The 17,835-nt window shown below is 68.5% G+C and carries 19 protein-coding genes; 11 read left to right on the top strand and 8 right to left on the bottom strand.

Annotated elements, in window-relative coordinates; translation table 11 throughout:
- Positions 1-15: 15 nt before the first annotated feature.
- Genes WI697_RS09555 through WI697_RS09525 form a run of 7 tightly spaced genes read left to right on the top strand, consistent with a single transcriptional unit; the run spans position 16 to position 4,783 of the window.
- Positions 16-306 (top strand): AtpZ/AtpI family protein, encoded by a 291-nt coding sequence (locus WI697_RS09555; RefSeq protein ID WP_062767648.1) that lies wholly within the window; start codon positions 16-18, stop codon positions 304-306.
- Complete coding sequence (locus WI697_RS09550; protein ID WP_014745169.1) at positions 303-623, top strand: ATP synthase subunit I; 321 nt, start codon at positions 303-305, stop codon at positions 621-623. The genes WI697_RS09555 and WI697_RS09550 overlap by 4 nt, the downstream gene beginning before the upstream one ends.
- On the top strand, positions 620-1,354 hold the full coding sequence (locus WI697_RS09545; protein WP_345958278.1) for a F0F1 ATP synthase subunit A: 735 nt from the start codon (positions 620-622) through the stop codon (positions 1,352-1,354). The genes WI697_RS09550 and WI697_RS09545 overlap by 4 nt, the downstream gene beginning before the upstream one ends.
- On the top strand, positions 1,351-1,599 hold the full coding sequence (locus WI697_RS09540) for a F0F1 ATP synthase subunit C (RefSeq protein WP_014745171.1): 249 nt from the start codon (positions 1,351-1,353) through the stop codon (positions 1,597-1,599). The genes WI697_RS09545 and WI697_RS09540 overlap by 4 nt, the downstream gene beginning before the upstream one ends.
- 13 nt (positions 1,600-1,612) lie before the next feature.
- Positions 1,613-2,356 carry a hypothetical protein gene (locus tag WI697_RS09535; protein WP_345958277.1) on the top strand — a complete coding sequence of 248 codons (744 nt, stop codon included), beginning with the start codon at positions 1,613-1,615 and terminating at the stop codon, positions 2,354-2,356.
- On the top strand, positions 2,343-3,905 hold the full coding sequence (locus WI697_RS09530) for a F0F1 ATP synthase subunit alpha (RefSeq protein WP_345958276.1): 1,563 nt from the start codon (positions 2,343-2,345) through the stop codon (positions 3,903-3,905). Before WI697_RS09535 ends, WI697_RS09530 begins: the two co-directional genes overlap by 14 nt.
- Positions 3,902-4,783 carry a F0F1 ATP synthase subunit gamma gene (locus tag WI697_RS09525; protein WP_345958275.1) on the top strand — a complete coding sequence of 294 codons (882 nt, stop codon included), beginning with the start codon at positions 3,902-3,904 and terminating at the stop codon, positions 4,781-4,783. The genes WI697_RS09530 and WI697_RS09525 overlap by 4 nt, the downstream gene beginning before the upstream one ends.
- A 28-nt stretch (positions 4,784-4,811) precedes the next feature.
- On the opposite strand, the gene WI697_RS09520 is transcribed toward WI697_RS09525, so the two are convergent.
- Entirely contained in the window at positions 4,812-5,099 is a 288-nt protein-coding gene (locus WI697_RS09520; protein ID WP_062767658.1) for a hypothetical protein, read from the bottom strand.
- Between the two features lie 115 nt (positions 5,100-5,214).
- The gene (locus WI697_RS09515; protein WP_345958274.1) at positions 5,215-6,438 is read right to left on the bottom strand and encodes an MFS transporter; all 1,224 of its coding nucleotides are present in this window, start codon (positions 6,436-6,438) and stop codon (positions 5,215-5,217) included.
- A gap of 291 nt (positions 6,439-6,729) precedes the next feature.
- On the opposite strand from WI697_RS09515, the gene WI697_RS09510 reads away from it, so the two are divergent.
- The 3 genes from WI697_RS09510 (at position 6,730) to WI697_RS09500 (ending at position 10,783) form a co-directional block, all read left to right on the top strand.
- Entirely contained in the window at positions 6,730-7,122 is a 393-nt protein-coding gene (locus WI697_RS09510) for a TfoX/Sxy family protein (protein WP_345958273.1), read from the top strand.
- Between the two features lie 104 nt (positions 7,123-7,226).
- Positions 7,227-9,173, top strand: coding sequence for a phosphate transport regulator (locus WI697_RS09505; RefSeq protein WP_345958272.1), 1,947 nt, complete (start codon positions 7,227-7,229; stop codon positions 9,171-9,173).
- Positions 9,174-9,199: 26 nt separating this feature from the next.
- Complete coding sequence (locus tag WI697_RS09500) at positions 9,200-10,783, top strand: PEP/pyruvate-binding domain-containing protein (protein WP_345958318.1); 1,584 nt, start codon at positions 9,200-9,202, stop codon at positions 10,781-10,783.
- On the opposite strand, the gene WI697_RS09495 is transcribed toward WI697_RS09500, so the two are convergent.
- The 5 genes from WI697_RS09495 to WI697_RS09475 form a co-directional block, all read right to left on the bottom strand.
- Positions 10,769-11,536 (bottom strand): ABC transporter permease, encoded by a 768-nt coding sequence (locus WI697_RS09495; protein ID WP_062767668.1) that lies wholly within the window; start codon positions 11,534-11,536, stop codon positions 10,769-10,771. The two genes, WI697_RS09500 and WI697_RS09495, sit on opposite strands and share 15 nt — an antisense overlap.
- Positions 11,533-12,462 (bottom strand): ABC transporter ATP-binding protein, encoded by a 930-nt coding sequence (locus tag WI697_RS09490; protein ID WP_345958317.1) that lies wholly within the window; start codon positions 12,460-12,462, stop codon positions 11,533-11,535. The genes WI697_RS09495 and WI697_RS09490 overlap by 4 nt, the downstream gene beginning before the upstream one ends.
- Before the next feature lie 2 nt (positions 12,463-12,464).
- Positions 12,465-13,697 carry an ABC transporter permease gene (locus WI697_RS09485; RefSeq protein ID WP_345958271.1) on the bottom strand — a complete coding sequence of 411 codons (1,233 nt, stop codon included), beginning with the start codon at positions 13,695-13,697 and terminating at the stop codon, positions 12,465-12,467.
- Positions 13,694-14,650: a glycine betaine ABC transporter substrate-binding protein OsmF gene (osmF, locus tag WI697_RS09480; RefSeq protein ID WP_062767672.1), complete on the bottom strand. Its 957-nt coding sequence runs from the start codon at positions 14,648-14,650 to the stop codon at positions 13,694-13,696. The genes WI697_RS09485 and osmF overlap by 4 nt, the downstream gene beginning before the upstream one ends.
- Before the next feature lie 284 nt (positions 14,651-14,934).
- Complete coding sequence (locus WI697_RS09475) at positions 14,935-15,291, bottom strand: DUF1304 domain-containing protein (RefSeq protein WP_062767674.1); 357 nt, start codon at positions 15,289-15,291, stop codon at positions 14,935-14,937.
- Positions 15,292-15,648: 357 nt separating this feature from the next.
- On the opposite strand from WI697_RS09475, the gene WI697_RS09470 reads away from it, so the two are divergent.
- The gene (locus WI697_RS09470; protein WP_345958316.1) at positions 15,649-16,941 is read left to right on the top strand and encodes a diguanylate cyclase; all 1,293 of its coding nucleotides are present in this window, start codon (positions 15,649-15,651) and stop codon (positions 16,939-16,941) included.
- 4 nt (positions 16,942-16,945) lie between these two features.
- On the opposite strand, the gene WI697_RS09465 is transcribed toward WI697_RS09470, so the two are convergent.
- Positions 16,946-17,809, bottom strand: a complete 864-nt coding sequence (locus tag WI697_RS09465; protein ID WP_345958270.1) for an alpha/beta hydrolase — start codon at positions 17,807-17,809, stop codon at positions 16,946-16,948.
- Between the last annotated feature and the right edge of the window lie 26 nt (positions 17,810-17,835).

Raw genomic sequence — 17,835 nt, 5'->3', positions numbered from 1 at the left:
CGGGGAGGCGACGCCATGACCCCGCCGCGCGACCGCCGTCAGGACCGGCGGATGGAGCAGGCCGCCGATCGCCAGGCCGCCCGCGAGGTGGCGAAACGCAAGGATCATGAGCCCGGGATCGGTCACCGGCTGGGGCAGATCGGCGTGCTCGGCTGGATGATCGTGACGCCGATGCTGCTCGGCCTGTTCCTCGGCCGCTGGTTCGACCGGCTGGCCGGCACCGGCATCACCTTCGCTGCCGCCCTGCTGATGGCGGGCGTGGCACTCGGCTTCTGGTCGGCCTGGAAATGGATGCATCGCCCATGAACGCCCTCTCGACCCTGACGGTGGATCCGACGGCGCTGGCGCTGGCATTTGTCGCGGGGCTTGCTGCCGGGGCCGGGTTTTTTCTGGTGCTGCGACGGAACACAGATCTCTTCGCCGGCGGCCGCATCGGTCTTGCCATAGCGATGCAGGTGGCGCGCTTCGCCGTTCTGGTGCCGGTTCTGGTGCTGGCGGCCCGCCAGGGGGCGGGGCCGCTGCTGGCGGCTGCCCTGGGTGTCCTGATCGCGCGGCGGGTGGTGGTCGGCCGGGTGCGCCGTCGATCCGCCGCCATGCTGCCCGATGGGGGGCGGTCGTCGTGATCGGATCACCGCTCGAAACCCCGATCGCCTTTCATCTGGGGCCGGTGCCGATCGCCACGCCGGTGCTGGTGACGTGGGGCATCATGATCCTGCTTGCCGGCGGTTCCTGGATGCTGACCCGGCGGCTGGAGTTGATGCCGGGCCGGATGCAGGCCGTGCTGGAACTGGTGGTCGAGGCTATCGACAGTCAGATCCGCGAGACCATGCGGGTGGAGCCGGCGCGGTTTCGCGCCCTGATCGGTACGCTGCTGGTGTTCATCCTGACCGCCAACTGGTCCTCGCTGGTGCCGGGTATCGAGCCGCCGACCGCGCATATCGAAACCGATGCGGCACTGGCCGCCATCGTCGCCGTCTCGGTGATCGTCTTCGGCATCCGGGCGCAGGGGCTCGGCGGCTATCTGAAGACCTTTGCCGAGCCCAGCCTGGTGATGGTGCCGCTCAACCTTGTCGAGCAGATCACCCGGACCTTCTCTCTGGTCATCCGCCTGTTCGGCAATGTGATGAGCGGCGTGTTCGTGATCGGCATCGTGCTGTCGCTGGCGGGGCTTCTGGTGCCCATCCCGCTGATGGCGCTCGACCTGCTGACCGGGGCGGTGCAGGCCTACATCTTCGCCGTGCTCGCCATGGTGTTCATCGCCTCCGGGCTGGAAGGCGAGGGCGGCTCACCGCCCGCTTCCGGCCATACGTCCACATCTTCTTCCTCCCCTACCTCCTCCGGGACTGCGTCATGACCAACTGGATCGAGATCGTCAGCATTCTCGCCGCCGCGATGGCGGTGTCTTTCGGCGCCATCGGCCCCGCGCTCGGCGAAGGCCGGGCAGTGGCGGCTGCGATGGATGCCATCGCCCGCCAGCCCGAGGCGGCCCCAACCCTGTCGCGCACCCTGTTCGTCGGCCTGGCGATGATCGAGACCATGGCGATCTACTGTCTGGTGATCGCGCTGCTGGTGCTGTTCGCCAATCCCTTCGTCGGCTGATCGGCCCGTCGCCATGCATATCGACTGGTGGACGCTGGGTATTCAGGCGGTCAACGTCCTGGTCCTGATCTGGCTGCTTGGCCGCTTTCTGTTCAAGCCGGTTACGGCGATGATCGACCGGCGCCAGCAGGCGGCGCGGGCGATCCTCGACGAAGCCGAGGCGGCGCGGCAGGCCGCCCTTGCCGAACGGGCGACCGCTGCCTCTGAACATGCGGCCCTGAAGGCCGGCCATGCCGCTGCCGAGGCCGCGGCTGTTGCGGCTGCAGATCGGGCGGCAGCCGCCGTGATCGATGCGGCACAGGCCGAAGCGGCGCGGATCACGGCGCGGGCTACGGAAGCGGCCGATCGCGCGGCGGCGGCGCGCACCACTGAAGTCGAGGCCGCAGCCAGGACCCTGGCGGCGCGAATCGCGGCGCGCCTGCTTGACCGTTTGCCGATCGAAGCACGTCTCGACGGTTTCATCGAAGGGTTTGCCCAGGCCCTGGATGGCCTGCCCGATGCGGTCAAACGACGCTTCACCGATGGGGGTGAAACGCTGGTGCTGCTGGCCGCCACCGAGGTGAGCGCGGCCACGCGCGCTGCGCTCGAGGCGGCCATCGGCCGGGTGCTCGGGTCAGTCCCGCCGCTGGAGATCAGGGTCGAGCCCGCACTGATCGCGGGCTTCGAGGCCGCGGCCGATCATGCCGTGGTCACCAACAGTTTCCGCGCCGATCTGGCGCAGATTGCCCGGGAGTTCGCGCGCGATGACCGCCAGTGATCCGATCCAGCAGGCCGCCATGGCCGATGACGGCGCCTGGCTGGCCGATGGCGAGGCCCGGCTCGATCGTGCCCGGGTGGGGGCTGCCGCCGAAGCGGTCGGCCGGGTGGAGCGTATGGGTGACGGCATCGCCCTGGTCTCGGGCCTGCCCGATATCCGGCTGATGGAGCTGCTGGATATGGGCGAGGGCCGCCGCGCCTTCGCGCTCACCCTCGACACCGGGCGGATCGGCGCGGTGATGATGGATGACGGCGCCGGCATCGCAGCCGGCAGCCCCGTGCGGGGCACCGGCCAGGTGGTGACGGTGCCGGTGGGCCCGGGCCTGCTGGGCCGGGTCATCGATCCGCTGGGCCGGCCGCTGGACGGGGGCGGGGCGGTGAAGGCGACGGAAACCCTGCCGGTCGAACGCCCGGCACCGGCGATCATGGATCGCGATCTGGTCACCGAGCCGGTGGAAACCGGCCTGCTGGTGGTGGACGCCCTCTTCGCCCTGGGCCGCGGCCAGCGGGAGCTGATCGTGGGGGACCGTGCCACCGGCAAGACGGCGGTGGCGGTCGACACGATCATCAACCAGGCCCATAGCGACATGATCTGCGTCTATGTCGCGGTCGGCCAGCGTGCGTCGGCCGTGCGCCGGGTGATCGATGCGGTGAAGCGTTTCGGAGCGCCGGAGCGCACGGTGTTCGTGGTTGCCGGCGCAGGCGCACCGGCCGGGCTGCAATGGATGGCGCCCTTCGCCGGCATGACGATTGCCGAGGCGGTGCGCGATGCCGGTGGCCATGCGCTGATCGTGATCGACGACCTGACCCGCCATGCCGCAACCCACCGCGAACTCGCCCTTCTGACCCACGAGCCGCCGGGCCGCGAGGCCTATCCGGGGGACATCTTCTACCTGCATTCCCGTCTGCTGGAACGGGCGGCCAAGCTGTCGCCGGAACTGGGCGGCGGCTCGCTGACCGCGCTGCCGATCGCGGAGACCGATGCCGGCAATCTTTCGGCCTATATCCCCACCAATCTGATCTCGATCACCGACGGCCAGATCGTTCTGGACCGCGGGTTGTTTGCGGCCGATCAGCGGCCGGCGGTGGATGTCGGCCTGTCGGTCAGCCGGGTGGGCGGCAAGACCCAGACCGCCGCCCTTCGCGGCGCGGTGGGCCGGCTGCGGCTGGATTATGCCCAGTTTCTGGAGCTGGAGATGTTCACCCGTTTCGGCCGCATGACCGATGCCCGCGTGCGTGACCGCATTCGCCGCGGCGAAGCGATCCGCGCCTGGCTGCGCCAGCCGCGCTATGCGGCGCTCCGCCCGATCGACGAGATCGGCGTGCTGGTGGGGCTGTCGGGAGGCATCTTCGACGGTCTGTCGAAGGATCAGGTGGAGGCCATCCGGCCGCGGCTGGCGGCACATCTGGACGCGCATGCGCCCGGTGCTGCCCGGATCGTGGCAGCTGGCGGCAAGCTGGATGATGCCGCGCGGGCCGAGCTGGTCGCCGCCCTGAAGGAACTTACGGGGCATCTGTCGGCACCCGCCGCCACGGGGACAAACGGATGAGCGGCCGCCTCCACGACGTCGAAGCGCGGATCGGCACGGTTCGTCAGCTGGAGGCGATCGTGACCGCCATGCGCGGCATCGCGTCCGTCCGGGCGCGGGAAGCACGGGAACGGATACAGGCGGTTCGGGCCCATGCCGACATCGTCGGACGTGCGATCGGCGACGCGCTGGCGATGCAGGCGGGTGATGATCGGGGTGGGGCGCCACGGCGGGTGGTGCCGATGCGCACCGCCCTTCTGGTCGTCACACCCGATCAGGGCTTTGTCGGCGGTCTGCCCGACCGGCTGCTCGACCGGGCGATGGAAGTGGCCGGGTCGGCTCCGGTGGATCTGCTGATCGTGGGCGACCGCGGGCTGATGCTGGCGGGCGTGCGCGGGCTGGATGTGGCCTGGTCGGTGCCGATGTTGGCCCATGTGGATGACGTGCCGGCCCTTGCCGATCATGTTGCAGGCGCGCTCTATGACCGGCTCGATACCGGGCGGGTGCGGCAGCTGGCGGTGGTGCACGGGACGCCCTCGGCCGGCGGGGAGGGCAACACCGTCGAGATCATCCATCGCCAGCTGGTGCCGTTCGACTTCTCGCGTTTCCCGGTTTCTGGCCGGCGCGTGGCGCCGCTCATCACGCTGCCGCCTGCCGAGCTGCTGGACGGGCTGGCCGCAGAATACGTTTTCGCCGAACTCTGCGAGGTGCTGCTGCTCGCCTATGCGGCCGAGAACACCGCCCGCATGACCGCGATGATCGCGGCCAAAACGGGGATCGAACGGCGGCGCGAGGATCTGACCAATCTCGCCCGCCGGATCCATCAGGACGAGATCACCGACGAGATCATCGAACTCGCAACGGGCGGCATGGCTGTCGGACGCAACGGCGCCGGCTAGGATCGGGGCGGGCCGGCACCGGAAGGGGTCAGGATCGGGAGGGGCGGCTCGCCGGCCTGGTTTCGACCTGCCCCATCCAGGCGGTCACCCGCTCTTCCAGCCGGTCGACTTCGCGATCGAAGGCGGCGAGATCACGAATGCCGTCTTCAAGCCGGGTCTTGAGGGCCCGATAGGCATCGTGCAGCTCCTGCTGATCGCGCGACAGCGCTCCACCCTCATTGCCGTCGTCATGCAGTTTGCGGGTCTGCATTTCGAGCATCGCGCCCACATCCTGAAGCTTCTTGGCGATCTGGTCGTGGCTGCTGCTGGTATCCATGGCGGTGGATCCTCCGACTGTGGCCATTGGCATCAGGACATCGGACCGCGTCTTTCGGGATGCCAGAGGGGGGCGGTCGATGTCGCGCGGAAGACGCAGGACCGCCACGCTGCGCTCACTGCCCGCGCCGCATGCCCAGTGCCATCACCCCGGCGGCCGTGAAGTTCCCCGCCATCGCCACCAGGATCGGCAGCAGATAGCTGCCCGAGGCGTCGTAGATATAGCCGGCCGCCGTAGGGCCGACCAGCGTGCCCACCGCCACGCAGGTATACAGAATGCCGATGATGCCGCTGACATTGCGGCTGCCGAAGGCATCCATCACCACCGACGGAAGCACGGCCACCCAGCCGCCATAGAACACGCCATAGAGGAAGGCGAAAAGGCCGAGCGCCCAAAGGCTGGAGAACCCGGCCCAGATGATCAGCGATGCGCCCATGCCCACATACATGCAGACCAGAGTCGTCCGTCGCCCCAGTCGGTCGGCGATACCGCCCAGCATGAAACGACCGGCAGTGCTGCCGATACCGATCACCCCCAGAAGCAGGGCTGCGGTTGCCGGCGCCGTGCCCCGATCCGTGGCATAGGGGACCAGATGGACGAAGGGCACGAAAACGCCGAAGGCCGAGATGGTGCCCGACAGATAGAGCTGAAAGAAGGCGCGTGAGCGCAGGGCTTCGGCGACCGACATGCCCGGTGCCGGACCGGTTCCCTGAACGGCGGCAGCGGTGCCGCCATCCGGCGCAAGCCCGCGATGGCGTGGATCCGCCTCCAGGAGCAGGGCCATGCCGGCGCCGAGGACAATCGCCGCGACGCCCATCACCACCCAGGCGGTTCGCCAGCCCAGGGCCTCAATCGCCAGAGACGCTGCCGGCGGAACCACCAGGGTACCGACGCCGATGCCCGCCACGGCGAGGCCCGAGGCGAAGGCGCGTTTGCGGGTGAACCAGCGCTGGACACAGGCGATTGCCGGAACATAGGAACAGCCGACGCCCAGACCGACACCCAGACCATAAGCGATATAGACCTGGTTCATGCTGGTCGCCTGTGCCGCCAGAATCATGCCCAACCCGACGAAGACCATGCCGGCCAGGGTGATCGGTCGTGCCCCCCAGCGATCCGCAATCGGACCGGTGATGAGACCGAGCGCGAAATACAGAAAACCGGCCAGGGAGAAGATCAGCGAGACTTCCCCGCGGGAGGCACCGAACGTGCCCTGCAGCGGGTCGACGAAGGCGCTGAAACTGTAGGCGGCTCCGAAGCCGATGAACATCACGGCAAAGGCTGCGGCAACCACGAACCAGCCGTGGAAGACCGGGGATGCGGGGGAGGTGGTGGTCATGGGGAGCCCGGATGCCTTGATCTTGTTCTTCTGAGGAGGGGGACGAGGGATCATCCGACCCGAAGGTCTTCTGCATACCCTGCGGTAGATTCCCGGCGAAGTCATCTTCTTCCGGCAGCGGCCGCATGTGGCAACAATTATCGGCCTTTGAAAAAATAGGAATCGTACAGTGTTGTGGCCAAGAGAGACGAGGGTAAAATGAGAACATTCATGGTTATCATCCACCACCCACTCAGCCAACAAAACAGAGTTTAAACCTTTGCGAGACAGCCAACGCGCAGGAGACCGGTCATGAGCAACAGTGCTGACGCCCGCGAACAGGCGCTGGAGGTGGCGGAACGGCTGGCCCCGCTGGGCCCGGTGGTCGTGAAGCGCATGTTCAGCGGGGCAGGGCTGTCCATCGACGGCGTGAACTTCGCCTTCGTGATCGGCGGCACCCTCTATTTCAGGGTCGACGACCAAAGCCGGCCCGCATACGAGGCCATGGGGCTGGAGCCGTTTCGTTATGACCGGCCCGGACGAACCGTCACCGTCGGGTCCTATTACGAGGCGCCGGACGAGGTTTTCGATGATGACGAGGTGCTTTGCGACCACGCAAGGGCAGCCTGGCAGGCGGCGCTGACGGCATCTCGTGCCCGTCCTCCGAAAAAGCCCCGCGCCCCGCGGCGCCGGGCGGCCGGCTGAGGCACGAAAAGCTGCGACCACTGGCCGCGGCCTCGCTGCCATGAAGCTGCCACATGGCCGGGCTAGCATCCTGCACATGCCCATTCGTGCAGGAGCTGAACGGCATGGAGAAGACCGGGGTCGTCGATGCGCTCGGCCAGGTGCAGCTGTTGCTGCCGGCCTGGATCACCACCGCCCTTGCGGCAAATGACCGGCTGAAACTGTATCTGAGCGTCCTGCAGGCCGCCCGACATCGGGCGACCGGGCCCGGCGCTGCACCCGTAGACCTGACGCGCGAGGCGGCGGCTGCCGGCGTCGACGGCGCCTGGGCCAGCGAGGCGGTGGCAACCGCGACCCCCGATGCCGACGGCGTGCATCTGCCGGATCTGCCCCGGCTGCGGCAGCTGCTGGCTCAAGACCTGAAGCTGATGGCCAGGCCGCTGATCGATGGCGGCCATGATGAGGCGGGCAGCCATGCCCGACGGGTTGCGGTGTGGGTGGCGCGGCTCGACGGGATGGAGGGCAACCGGCTGGAGGATGCCGTGCTGACGGCGCTGACCGCCGGTCGCGACACGGCACCCGACGGCTTCCACCCGCTGGTGATGGATCTGCACAAGAGTCTGAACCGGCTGGCGACGGAACTGGCCGACGAGCAGATCGACGGCGCCCATGTCTGGGCCATCGCCGATGCCGACCGGCCGAGGATCGCCGCCTTCATGCGCGGGCTGAATCGCACCCGGCCGCTCAAATTCGATCACCCGGGGCTCGAGACCGCAGCGACCCGCGACAGGCAGCGGCTGCTGATCCAGAACGACATCGGCACCAATGACGCCCATGTCCTGGTCATCCAGGTCCAGGATCTGCGGATCAGCCTGACCTATTTGGATCTCCACCGCCAGCGCTTCGCCTTCTTTCAGACCATGCTGGGGATGATCGGCGCCGTGTGGTCGGACAGCGAAAGCCGCCGGACCCGCGGGCTGAATGCCGGCGAGGCCTATCACGTCGGCACCGCGATCTTCGATTGTGCGGATGAGGCGGCATTGCTCGGCGCGCTGGAAGGTCTGGCCGCGCGGATCGTGTTCCTGATCGACTGGAACCGGGCACGCAAACGGCTGGCCCCCTTCGTGTCGAAGCTCGATGCGATTGCCGTCCTCACCGACGCGGCAACGCGTGAGGCAGGGCATATGGCCTGGCTGGTGGCCGGCGGGCCCGATCTGGTCCATGGCGCGATGCAGGCCGTGGGGCCTGAATACTTCCGCATCGGCGACCGGCTGGACGAGGTCATGGGCCGCACCGCCGCGATGGCTTTTCTGGTCGAGCTGATGGTGCGGGCGAAAGAGGCCCTGCTGCGCAATCAGCCGGCCGGGGTGGTGGCAGATGATGCCCGGGTGATGCTGCTGGCCCATCTCCGTCATCAGGTCAGCGAGTTCGAGGCACTGGCCGACCATGCCGGCTTCTGCCATGCGCTTGCCGAAGGGGTGCGGGACGGGCTGATCCATGGTCTTGAGCACGATGCAACGGCCGCAACCACTTTTGCCGACCGTGCCAAGACCTGGGAACGGCAGGCCGACGAACTGGTCATGCGGCTGCGTGAACAGGCGGATCGCCAGCCCCATCGCCTGCCGATGCTGCGCCTGATCGAACGGGCCGACGACGTCGCCGATGCCCTTGAAGAGGCCGCGTTCCTGCTGTCGGTGATCGCCGAGGGTCATGATCGGGGCTGGACATCCGAGGTCCGCGAGGTGCTGCGCCGCCTGGCCGAGACCACTTTCACCGCCGCCCAGGACCATGTCCGTGCCCTGGCCATTGCGCGCAGTCTGGGGCCCGATGGCACAGCGGACGATCATGAAGAGCTGGTGGCCGTCCTCTGGCGGATCGTCGGTGCCGAACGCGCCGCCGATCAGCTGTTGCGCGACGTCCGCCGCGTGCTCGCCCGCCACCTGACCGATGCCGCGACCCTCAATCTCGCTACCGATTTCGCGGCCGCTTTGGAACTCGCGACCGATGCCCTGCTGGTCACCGGCTATGGGCTGCGCGACCTCGCCTTCAGCCGCATGGGAGCCGGAGCATGACGCGCCAGACTGTGAAAAACGAGGGCATGGCCGGACCTTCCACCACCATCCCCGTCATCCTGCCGGGCGCTGCCCTGGCCGAAGATGCAAGCGCGGCGAGCCTTGGCAACAAGGCCTTCAATCTGGCCCGCATGGCGGCGCTGGGCCTGCCGGTTCCGCCCGGCTTCGTGATCGGCACGGCCTGGTGCGCCCGGGCGAAAGAGGTCGGGCCATCCCTGTGGCGCCCCGCGCTCAAGCGGCTGGAAGAGGCGACCGGCCGCGGGCTTGGGGATCCCCGCCGGCCTTTGCTGCTGTCGGTGCGCTCCGGTGCGCCGGTTTCGATGCCGGGCATGATGGAGACCCTGCTCAATATCGGGCTCTCAGACGCGACCGTCGACGGCATGCTTCGGCTGACCGGCCATCCGCGGCTCGTCTGGGATGCCTATCGCCGGCTGGTCGCAGGGTTCGGCGAGGTGGTGGCGGGTATCGATCCCGCCGCCTTCGATGCCGATCTGGACGCGATCCGCGGCACGGTGCCTGAGAGGGCGCTGGATTTCGACGCCCTGCGCAGACTGACCCGCCGGCATCTGGACACCTATGCCCGGGCCGCCGGCACGGCCTTCCCTCAGGATCCCGCCGATCAGCTTCAGGCGGCGATCCAGGCGGTGTTCCGCTCGTGGCAGGCGCCCATGGCACGGTCGTGGCGGGCGTTGCATGCGATCGCCGACAGCATGGGCACGGCGGTGACCGTGCAGCAGATGGTGTTCGGCAATGCCGGCGGGCTCTCGGGCGCCGGTGTGGGCTTCACCCGCGACCCCACCACCGGCGTGCCCGGCCTCTGGGTCGATTTCCTGTTCAATGCCCAGGGTGAGGATGTCGTCGCCGGTCGCCGCTCGGCCGAGGGGCATGAGGCTTTGTCGGCCGCGGCACCGCATCTCTGGGCGGAACTGGTAGCGTCGGCAGCCCGGCTGGAACAGGCCTTCGGCGACATGCAGGACATCGAATTCACCATCGAGGACGGCCGCCTGTTCCTGCTTCAGACCCGCGACGGAAAGCGCACGCCGCTTGCCGCCGCACGCATCGCACTCGATCTGCTGGACGAAGGGCTGATCGATGCCCGTACCGCCCGCGACCGTCTCCGATCCCTTGATCGCGCAAGCCTTGCCGAGCGGGTGATTGCCACGGCCGATGGACGGGTGGCCGAGCCGCTCGCCCGCGCGGCCAGCGCATCCGCCGGCGTGGCGAGCGGGCCCATCGCCCTCGACGAAGCCCAGGTCGAGGCGGCGCGCACCCGCGGCGAGGTCCCCATCCTGGTGCGCCGGGACGCGGAAACCCGGGATGTCGCCGCGCTCGACCGTGCCGGCGGGCTGCTCACCATGCGTGGCGCCCGGACATCCCATGCAGCCGTGGTGGCCCGGCAGCTCGGCAAGGTCTGTCTGGTCGGTTGCGGAGAGTTGATGATCGACGAAGCCGCGGGGCGGGTGGTGATCGGCGGCCGGATCTTCGGGACCGGCAGCCAGATCACGCTGGACGGTAATACCGGCACGGTTCATGCCGGTGCGCTTGAGGTGGTGACCCGCGAGCCCGAAGATCTTCTGGCCCGCATCGACACGGTCCTAGCCCCGGACTGACCCCAGGCGGGCGAGGCGTTCGAAACAGAGGTCGGTGGTGATGGCGAGCAGCCCGACCAGGACCGCTCCCTGAACCACATAGGCCGGGTTGGAGCCCGACAGCCCCTCGATGATCGGCGACCCCAGACTGACGGCACCGACGGTCGAACCGATCGTGGCCGTGCCGATATTGATGATCACCGCCGTCCGGATGCCCGCCAGCATCACCGGGAAGGCAAGCGGCAGCTCGATGCGGAGCAGGCGGCCGGTCGGGCCGAAACCGGCACCGTCGGCAGCTTCCTTCAATGCCGGCGGCAGGGCGCGGAGGCCGGCTGCCGTGGTCTCGACCACCGGCAGCACACCGTAGCAGGCAAGCGCAATCAGCGTCGGCAGCGGACCATAGCCCACCGCCGGCACGGCCAGGGCAAGCACGGCAACCGGCGGAAAGGTCTGCCCCACGGCCGTCGCCATGTCGACCAGGCGGGCGAAGTCACGGCCGGCGGGCCGGGTGACGAAAATGCCGACGGCGATGCCGACCAGGCAGATGATCACGCTCGAGGCCGCCACCAGCCCGACATGCGAGAGCATCAGAGTCAGGAAATCGGTCCGGGTGTAGATCGGCCGGGGCAAGTCGGGATAGAGCGCCCGGAACAGGGGTTCGGCCGCCGGCATGGCGAGCGTCGCGATCACCAGCGCCGCAGCGGCCCAGGGCAGCGGATCGCGCCAGAGCGGGCGGCCCGGGCGACCAAGAGGCGGGGTGCCGGCAAGGCTCATCCTGCCACCAGCCCGCCCAGGGTCACCACCCCGAGCTTCCGACCGGAGGCATCGGCCACCGCCAGCCGATCGGCCCTGGCCGCCACCATGGCACCCAGGGCCAGGTCCAGCGGCATGTCCGGATGCAGGACCGGCCCGCCCGCGACATCGGCCCCGGCCTCGATCCGCTCCGCCACCGTGCGGGTACGAAGCATGCGCAGACCGGCAAGCGGCCCGCCGACGAATTCCCGCACGAACTCATCCGCCGGCCGGGCGAGCAGGGCGGCCGGGCGATCGATCTGCACCAGCCGGCCATCGCGCAGGATGGCGATGCGATGGGCAAGGCGAATGGCTTCGTCGACGTCATGGGTAACGATGACGATCGTCTTGCCCGTGGCCGTCTGAATGCGCTGGAGTTCGGTCTGGATCTCGTCGCGCGTGACCGGGTCGAGCGCGCCGAAAGGCTCGTCCATCAGCAGAACCTCGGGATCGGCGGCCAGCGCACGGGCAACGCCCACGCGCTGCTGCTGGCCACCTGAAAGTTCATGCGGATGGCGGCCGCCGAACTCCGCCGGGTCCAACCCGACCAGATCGAGGAGTTCATCGACCCGCGCCCGGATCCGGTCCCTGGGCCAGCCGAGCAGCACCGGCACGGTTGCGACATTGCGCGCCACCGTCCAGTGCGGGAACAGCCCGATGGACTGGATGACATAGCCGATGCGGCGTCGCAGTGCGACGGGCTCAAGGCTCGCGATGTCGGTGCGGCCGAGCGTGATCCGGCCGGTGTCGGGCTCGATCAGACGGTTGACGAGGCGCAGCGTGGTGGACTTGCCGGAGCCCGAGGGTCCGACCAGCGCACAGATCTCCCCCTCGGGCACCGTGAAGGAGAGGTCTTCGACCGCGGCGCGGTTGCCGTGGAATTTGCTCACCCCTTCGAAGACGATCATGCTCATGACGTACGGGCTCCGGTCAGGCGGGTGGCGAGCCAGGCCGAGGCGGCGCGCAGCACCACATCGGCGGCGAGGGCGAGGGCGATCGCGGTCAGCGCCCCCAGCAGGACCAGATCGGTTGCGGTCTGACCCAGCCCCTGGAAGACGAAGGCGCCCAACCCGCCGGCGCCGATCAGCGCCGCGACCACCGCAAGACCGATCGTCTGCACGAGCACGATCCGGAGACCCGCGAGCAACACCGGCAGGGCCAGCGGCAGCGAGACCTGAACCAGGATCTGACGGTCGGAGAGACCCATGCCGCGGGCGGCCTCTATCACCGCCTCCGGCACCGAGGCGAAGCCGGCGACCACGCCGCGCGCCGTCGGCAGCAGGGCGTAGAGGGCGAGGGCGATCACCGCCGGCGCCACGCCGATCCCCGACACACCTGCCGCCTTCAGAGCCGGCACGGCGGTGGCAAGGCTGGTCAACGGGCCGATCAGCAGGGCGAAAAGCGCGATCGAGGGCACGGTCTGGAGCAGGTTGAGCACGCCGAAGATCAAGGGCGCCGCGCCGCGCCGTGCCCGCGCCCAAAGGCCGAGGGCAGCGCCCGACGGCAAGGCGATCGCAAGCGCCAGCGCCACCAGCTGCAGATGACGCAGGATCTCGACGCCGAACCGGTCGCGGCGAGCCATGTATTCGCGCATCAGCGACAGATCATCGAGCCGGCCCGAGGCGACCGCCGCCCAGATCAGGCCGAGCAGGACCACCACACCCAGCGGCCCCAGTACCGGGCCCGGCCTCAGCCGGGCGACGGCATCGATCAGCACCAGAAGCGCCGCGGCGACCAGGATCCAGAAGCCGGCGCCGAAGGAGGTGCGGGCGGCGGTGCCGCGTTCGGCAAGAACCCCGGTGGCGATGTCGCCGGCAGCGAAGAGCAGGCCGAAGAACAGCAGGCCGGCAAGCGCCGCCGCGATCAGATCGGCCCCGCGCCCGGGCCGGATCAGCGCGGTGGCGCCCAGCCCCGCCAGGATCAGCACCAGGATGGCGAATTCGGTCCCCGGAAGGGCGTCGACGGCGGCCACGGCACGGCCGGAAAGGATGCGGTTGGGGGCGATGGTCACGAAACCCGCGAAAGCGGTCGCCGCCGCCATCGCCATCACCAGAACCGCCAGCAGCCGGTTGCCGCGCGGAGAGGGGCGCCCGGCGGGCGCCGCCTCGTCGTCGACGGCATCCAGGCCGTCGAGCGTGCTCACTTCAGCAGCCCTGCCTTCTTCAGATGGGCTTCGGCGACGGCCCGCGGATCCTGCCCCTCGATCTGGACGCTGGCGTTCAGCGCCTGCAGGGTTTCGAGGTCGAGGGTCTGGAAAGCCGGCTCCAGCAGGCCCTCGATATCGGGATGCGCCTTCAGCACCGCTCCGCGGATCACCGGGGCGGGTTCGTAGACCGCCTGGACGCCCTTGGTGTCTTCCATGACCTTCAGCCCGACCGCCGCGATGGCGCCGTCGGTGCCGTAGACCATGGCCGAATTGACCCCCGAAGTGCCTTCGGCTGCGGCCTTGATGGTGGCGGCGGTATCACCGCCCGAAAGCACCAGCAGCTGGTCGGCCGAGAGCTTGAAACCATAGGCCTCCTGGAAGGCGGGCAGGGCGGCCGGGCTTTCCACGAACTCCGCCGAGCCCGCGAGCTTCACATCGCCGCCGCCGGCGACCCATTTGCCGAAATCATCCAGCGTGGCGAGCTTCTGCGCCTCGGCCACATCGCCGCGCACGGCGATCGCCCAGGTGTTGTTGGCCGGCGCCGGCTGCAGCCAGACCAGATCATTGGCCTCGGCATCCAGCTGCTTCGCCTTGGCATAGGCGGTATCCGCCTTCTTCCAGGCCGGATCGGCATCGATGTTGAAGAAGAAGCCGGCATTGCCGGTATATTCCGGATAGATATCGATCTCACCCGCCAGCAACGCCTCGCGCACGATCTTGGTCGGGCCCAGAGAGATCCGGTCGTTGACGGTATAGCCGGCATTCTCCAGCACCAGGCGGATGACATTGCCGAGCACCGCACCTTCAGTGTCGATCTTGGAGCCGACGGTGATGGCGTCGGCCGCACGGGCGGGGCCCGTCACGACGGCAGCGGTGCCGAGGGCGAGCGTGGCGGCGAGGGTGAGAAGGCCCGCACGGCGGAACAAGGTGCGGCGATCGATGGTCGGCATGGAGCGGCGTCCCCCATTGGTTCCTGACAAGACGGGGGCGGGTCTCTGCCGCGCCACCCCGGAACGTCTGCGACGTCTGTCTCTTTTCCGATGCCGGCGGCCTTTGGACAGGCTGCCGGCGCGACGCGAACAACGGCAGCGGCGCCGTTCTCGTTCCGTCCATCCTAGCAGCCGTTTCCGCGCTTGCCGAACCCGAAGGGCGGAAATTCGCGCTGGACAGGCACCCAACTGACAGAATGGCGTCAGGAAGTCGCCCGCCCGCGCATCATGATCCGACCCGCGCCTCAGATCCCGGCGAGCAGCGCCGCCAGCGCCAAAGCCGCCGGCAGCGCCTGGATGAACAGGATCTTGCGGCTCGCCGTTGCCGCACCATAAAGCCCGGCCACCACAACCGAGACCAGGAAGAAGACGAGGAAGGCGAAGCCCTCATCGCCGCCGCGCACCAGACCATAGATCAGGCCGGCTGCCAGAAAGCCGTTATAGAGCCCCTGATTTGCGGCAAGAACCCGGGTCTGCGCCGCGAAATCGGCCGTGGTGCCGAAGGCCTTCCGACCGCGCGGCGTGTCCCAGAGAAACATCTCCAGGACGAGAATATAGGCATGGATGGCCGCGACCAGCGCGGCAAGGATCTGGGCAATCATGCGGGCCTCCGCGGGGTGGATGCCGCATGGGACAATCCAGTCGGCTGTCTCAGTTAAGCCCGATGGTGACCATTGGGTCAATCTCAGATGATGCCAGGATTTCCGGGGCAGGTTCCGTGCTTTGCGACCGTATGCGATACCGCTATGCTCACAACACGAGACGATATCGGAGACGGCGCCCAGGTGAGGACAACACGGATCGGCAGACGGCTCCGAGGGGGCGGTATCGCTGCGTGTCTTGCTCTCGGGGCAGTCTGTATGACCCCGAGCGCCGCCACGACGGCGGCAGCAGATGGTGCTTCCGTCGCACTTACCGAAACCGAACGGCTATGGCTGGCGACAAGCGGCCCCGTGACCATGTGCGTCGACCCGGATTGGGAGCCTTTTGAGCGGATCGACGAAGCCGGCCGGCATGTCGGCATCGCGGCCGACCTTCTCCGTCTGGTGGCGACACGGCTCGGCATCGACATCGTGCTACATCCGACCGCAAGCTGGGATGAAAGCCTCGCCGCTTCGAAGGCCGGGCACTGCCGGATCCTCAGCTTCCTGAACCGGACGCCCGAAAGGGAACGCTGGCTGGTCTTTACCGCGCCGATCTTTCGCGACCAGAACATCGTGATCACCCGTGAAGAGCACCCCTATATCGGCGACCTTCACGGGGTCAGCGCCGAGACCGTGGCCCTGCCGCGTGGCACCATGGTCGAAGAGCGGCTGCGGCGGCTCTATCCCAATCTTCAGATCACCACCACCGGCAGCGAGCCCGAAGCGGTCGAGATGGTTTCGGAACGCCGGGCCGACATGACCATCCGGTCGCTGATCGTCGCCGCCTATGCGATCCGCAAGGAGGGGTTGTTCAATCTGAAGATTGCGGGCCAGGTTCCTGAATTAACGAATGAATTGCGGGTCGGCGTTCTGGCCGGAGAACCGATGCTGCGCGACATTCTGGACAAGGGCATCGCAACGGTCACGGCGCAGGAGCGGGAGGCGATTTCCAACCGTCATGTCGCCGTGCAGATCCAGCGCGGGATTGATTATCGCCTCGTCTGGCAGGTCGGTGCCGCAGCGGCGGTGCTGCTGCTGCTTGCACTCTACTGGAACCGTAAACTGGCGCGGATGAATCGGGAACTGGTCCGCCTGTCGACCACAGACCCGCTGACCGGGCTGTTCAATCGGATGAAGGTCGACGGTTTCCTCGAGGAGGAACTGGCCCGTGCCCGACGAACCGGCCAGAGCTTCGGGGTGATCATGCTCGATCTCGACCATTTCAAGGCCGTCAACGATCAGCATGGCCACCAGCTGGGCGATGCCGTGCTGGTCGATGTGGCAGCCCTGCTGCGTGCCGGCCAGGGCCCGGGCGGCATGGCAGGGCGTTGGGGCGGCGAAGAATTCATCCTGGTCTGCCCGGGAGCGGATCTGCCCGAAACCGCCCGGCGGGCCGAGGCGCTGCGGGCAGCCATAGCCGCCCATGGCTTCGCGGTCGGCCCCTGCACCGGCAGTTTCGGGGTTGCCGCCTGGCGCCCCGAAGACCGGGTCGAGGACATCGTGCGCCGGGCCGATGCGGCGCTTTACGATGCGAAACGCGCTGGCCGCAACCGGGTCTGCCGCGTGGCGGATGAAACCGACGGCATGCGCGCGCAGGCAGCCGGCTGAGCCATCAGCCCGCCACCGACCGCAGCCAGCCGGCCATCCCGGCCATGGCCGTATCACATTGCGGGAAACGCGCCACCGACCCCGGATGGACGGGGAAGTTGTGATGCATGTCGGGTGCATGCAAATGCATGACGGCAACGCCTGCCGCTTCCAGCCGGCGGGCAAGGGCGATGCCTTCATCCCGCAGCGGATCATAGTCGGCGGTCGCCACCAGCACCGGCGGCATGTCCGGCAGGACACCCGCCCGCAGCGGCGACAGATCCGGATCCGCCGGATCACCATCGGGCGCATACTGGCGCCAGAACCAGTGCATCGCCTCGGCCGTCAGCCGATAGCCCGTGGCATTCTCGACATAAGAGGCATGGCCGCCCGAGGGATGATCGGTCGCCGGGTAAAGCAGCATCACCCCGGCGGGCCGTACCGCCGCCTGACTATCCGCGCCACCCGCCGCCAGCAGAACCCGACGGGCCGTCACCATGGCGAGTTGCGCCCCGGCACTGTCCCCGCCGAGCAAAACCCGCCGCGGATCGCCACCGAAACCCGCCGCCTCGGCCACCGCCCAATGCCAGGCGGCGAGAGCATCATCCCGGGCGGCGGGGTAGGGGTGCTCGGGCGCCAGCCGGTACTCGACCGAGAGAATGATCACCCCGGCCGCATCGGCCAGCAGCCGGCAGAAGGGATCATGGGTCTCCACCGACCCGAACACCCAGCCGCCGCCATGGGTATAGACCAGAACCGCCGGCGCCGGCGTCATCCGCTCGGGCAGATAAAGCCGCCCGGTCAACCCCGCCCCGATCACCACATCACGCACCCGCACCGCATTCGGCAGACCAGGGATCGCCTCGCGCGCCAAGAGCGCCCGCACCATCCCCTCCCGCGCCTCCTGCACCCGCG

Origin of the sequence: Tistrella mobilis (assembly GCF_039634785.1) — a bacterium.
Lineage (GTDB): Bacteria > Pseudomonadota > Alphaproteobacteria > Tistrellales > Tistrellaceae > Tistrella > Tistrella mobilis.
This window is presented reverse-complemented; position numbering and strand designations above follow the sequence as displayed.

Bases quoted from the DNA above. Each gene is read 5' to 3' on its own strand.
- WI697_RS09555 (WP_062767648.1), top strand. From the start codon at position 16: ATGACCCCGCCGCGCGACCGCCGTCAGGACCGGCGGATGGAGCAGGCC.
- WI697_RS09550 (WP_014745169.1), top strand. From the start codon at position 303: ATGAACGCCCTCTCGACCCTGACGGTGGATCCGACGGCGCTGGCGCTG.
- WI697_RS09540 (WP_014745171.1), top strand. From the start codon at position 1,351: ATGACCAACTGGATCGAGATCGTCAGCATTCTCGCCGCCGCGATGGCG.
- WI697_RS09535 (WP_345958277.1), top strand. From the start codon at position 1,613: ATGCATATCGACTGGTGGACGCTGGGTATTCAGGCGGTCAACGTCCTG.
- WI697_RS09530 (WP_345958276.1), top strand. From the start codon at position 2,343: ATGACCGCCAGTGATCCGATCCAGCAGGCCGCCATGGCCGATGACGGC.
- WI697_RS09525 (WP_345958275.1), top strand. From the start codon at position 3,902: ATGAGCGGCCGCCTCCACGACGTCGAAGCGCGGATCGGCACGGTTCGT.
- WI697_RS09520 (WP_062767658.1), bottom strand. From the start codon at position 5,099: ATGGATACCAGCAGCAGCCACGACCAGATCGCCAAGAAGCTTCAGGAT.
- WI697_RS09515 (WP_345958274.1), bottom strand. From the start codon at position 6,438: ATGACCACCACCTCCCCCGCATCCCCGGTCTTCCACGGCTGGTTCGTG.
- WI697_RS09510 (WP_345958273.1), top strand. From the start codon at position 6,730: ATGAGCAACAGTGCTGACGCCCGCGAACAGGCGCTGGAGGTGGCGGAA.
- WI697_RS09505 (WP_345958272.1), top strand. From the start codon at position 7,227: ATGGAGAAGACCGGGGTCGTCGATGCGCTCGGCCAGGTGCAGCTGTTG.
- WI697_RS09500 (WP_345958318.1), top strand. From the start codon at position 9,200: ATGGCCGGACCTTCCACCACCATCCCCGTCATCCTGCCGGGCGCTGCC.
- WI697_RS09495 (WP_062767668.1), bottom strand. From the start codon at position 11,536: ATGAGCCTTGCCGGCACCCCGCCTCTTGGTCGCCCGGGCCGCCCGCTC.
- WI697_RS09490 (WP_345958317.1), bottom strand. From the start codon at position 12,462: ATGATCGTCTTCGAAGGGGTGAGCAAATTCCACGGCAACCGCGCCGCG.
- osmF (WP_062767672.1), bottom strand. From the start codon at position 14,650: ATGCCGACCATCGATCGCCGCACCTTGTTCCGCCGTGCGGGCCTTCTC.
- WI697_RS09475 (WP_062767674.1), bottom strand. From the start codon at position 15,291: ATGATTGCCCAGATCCTTGCCGCGCTGGTCGCGGCCATCCATGCCTAT.
- WI697_RS09470 (WP_345958316.1), top strand. From the start codon at position 15,649: ATGTGCGTCGACCCGGATTGGGAGCCTTTTGAGCGGATCGACGAAGCC.
- WI697_RS09465 (WP_345958270.1), bottom strand. From the start codon at position 17,809: ATGGTGCGGGCGCTCTTGGCGCGCGAGGCGATCCCTGGTCTGCCGAAT.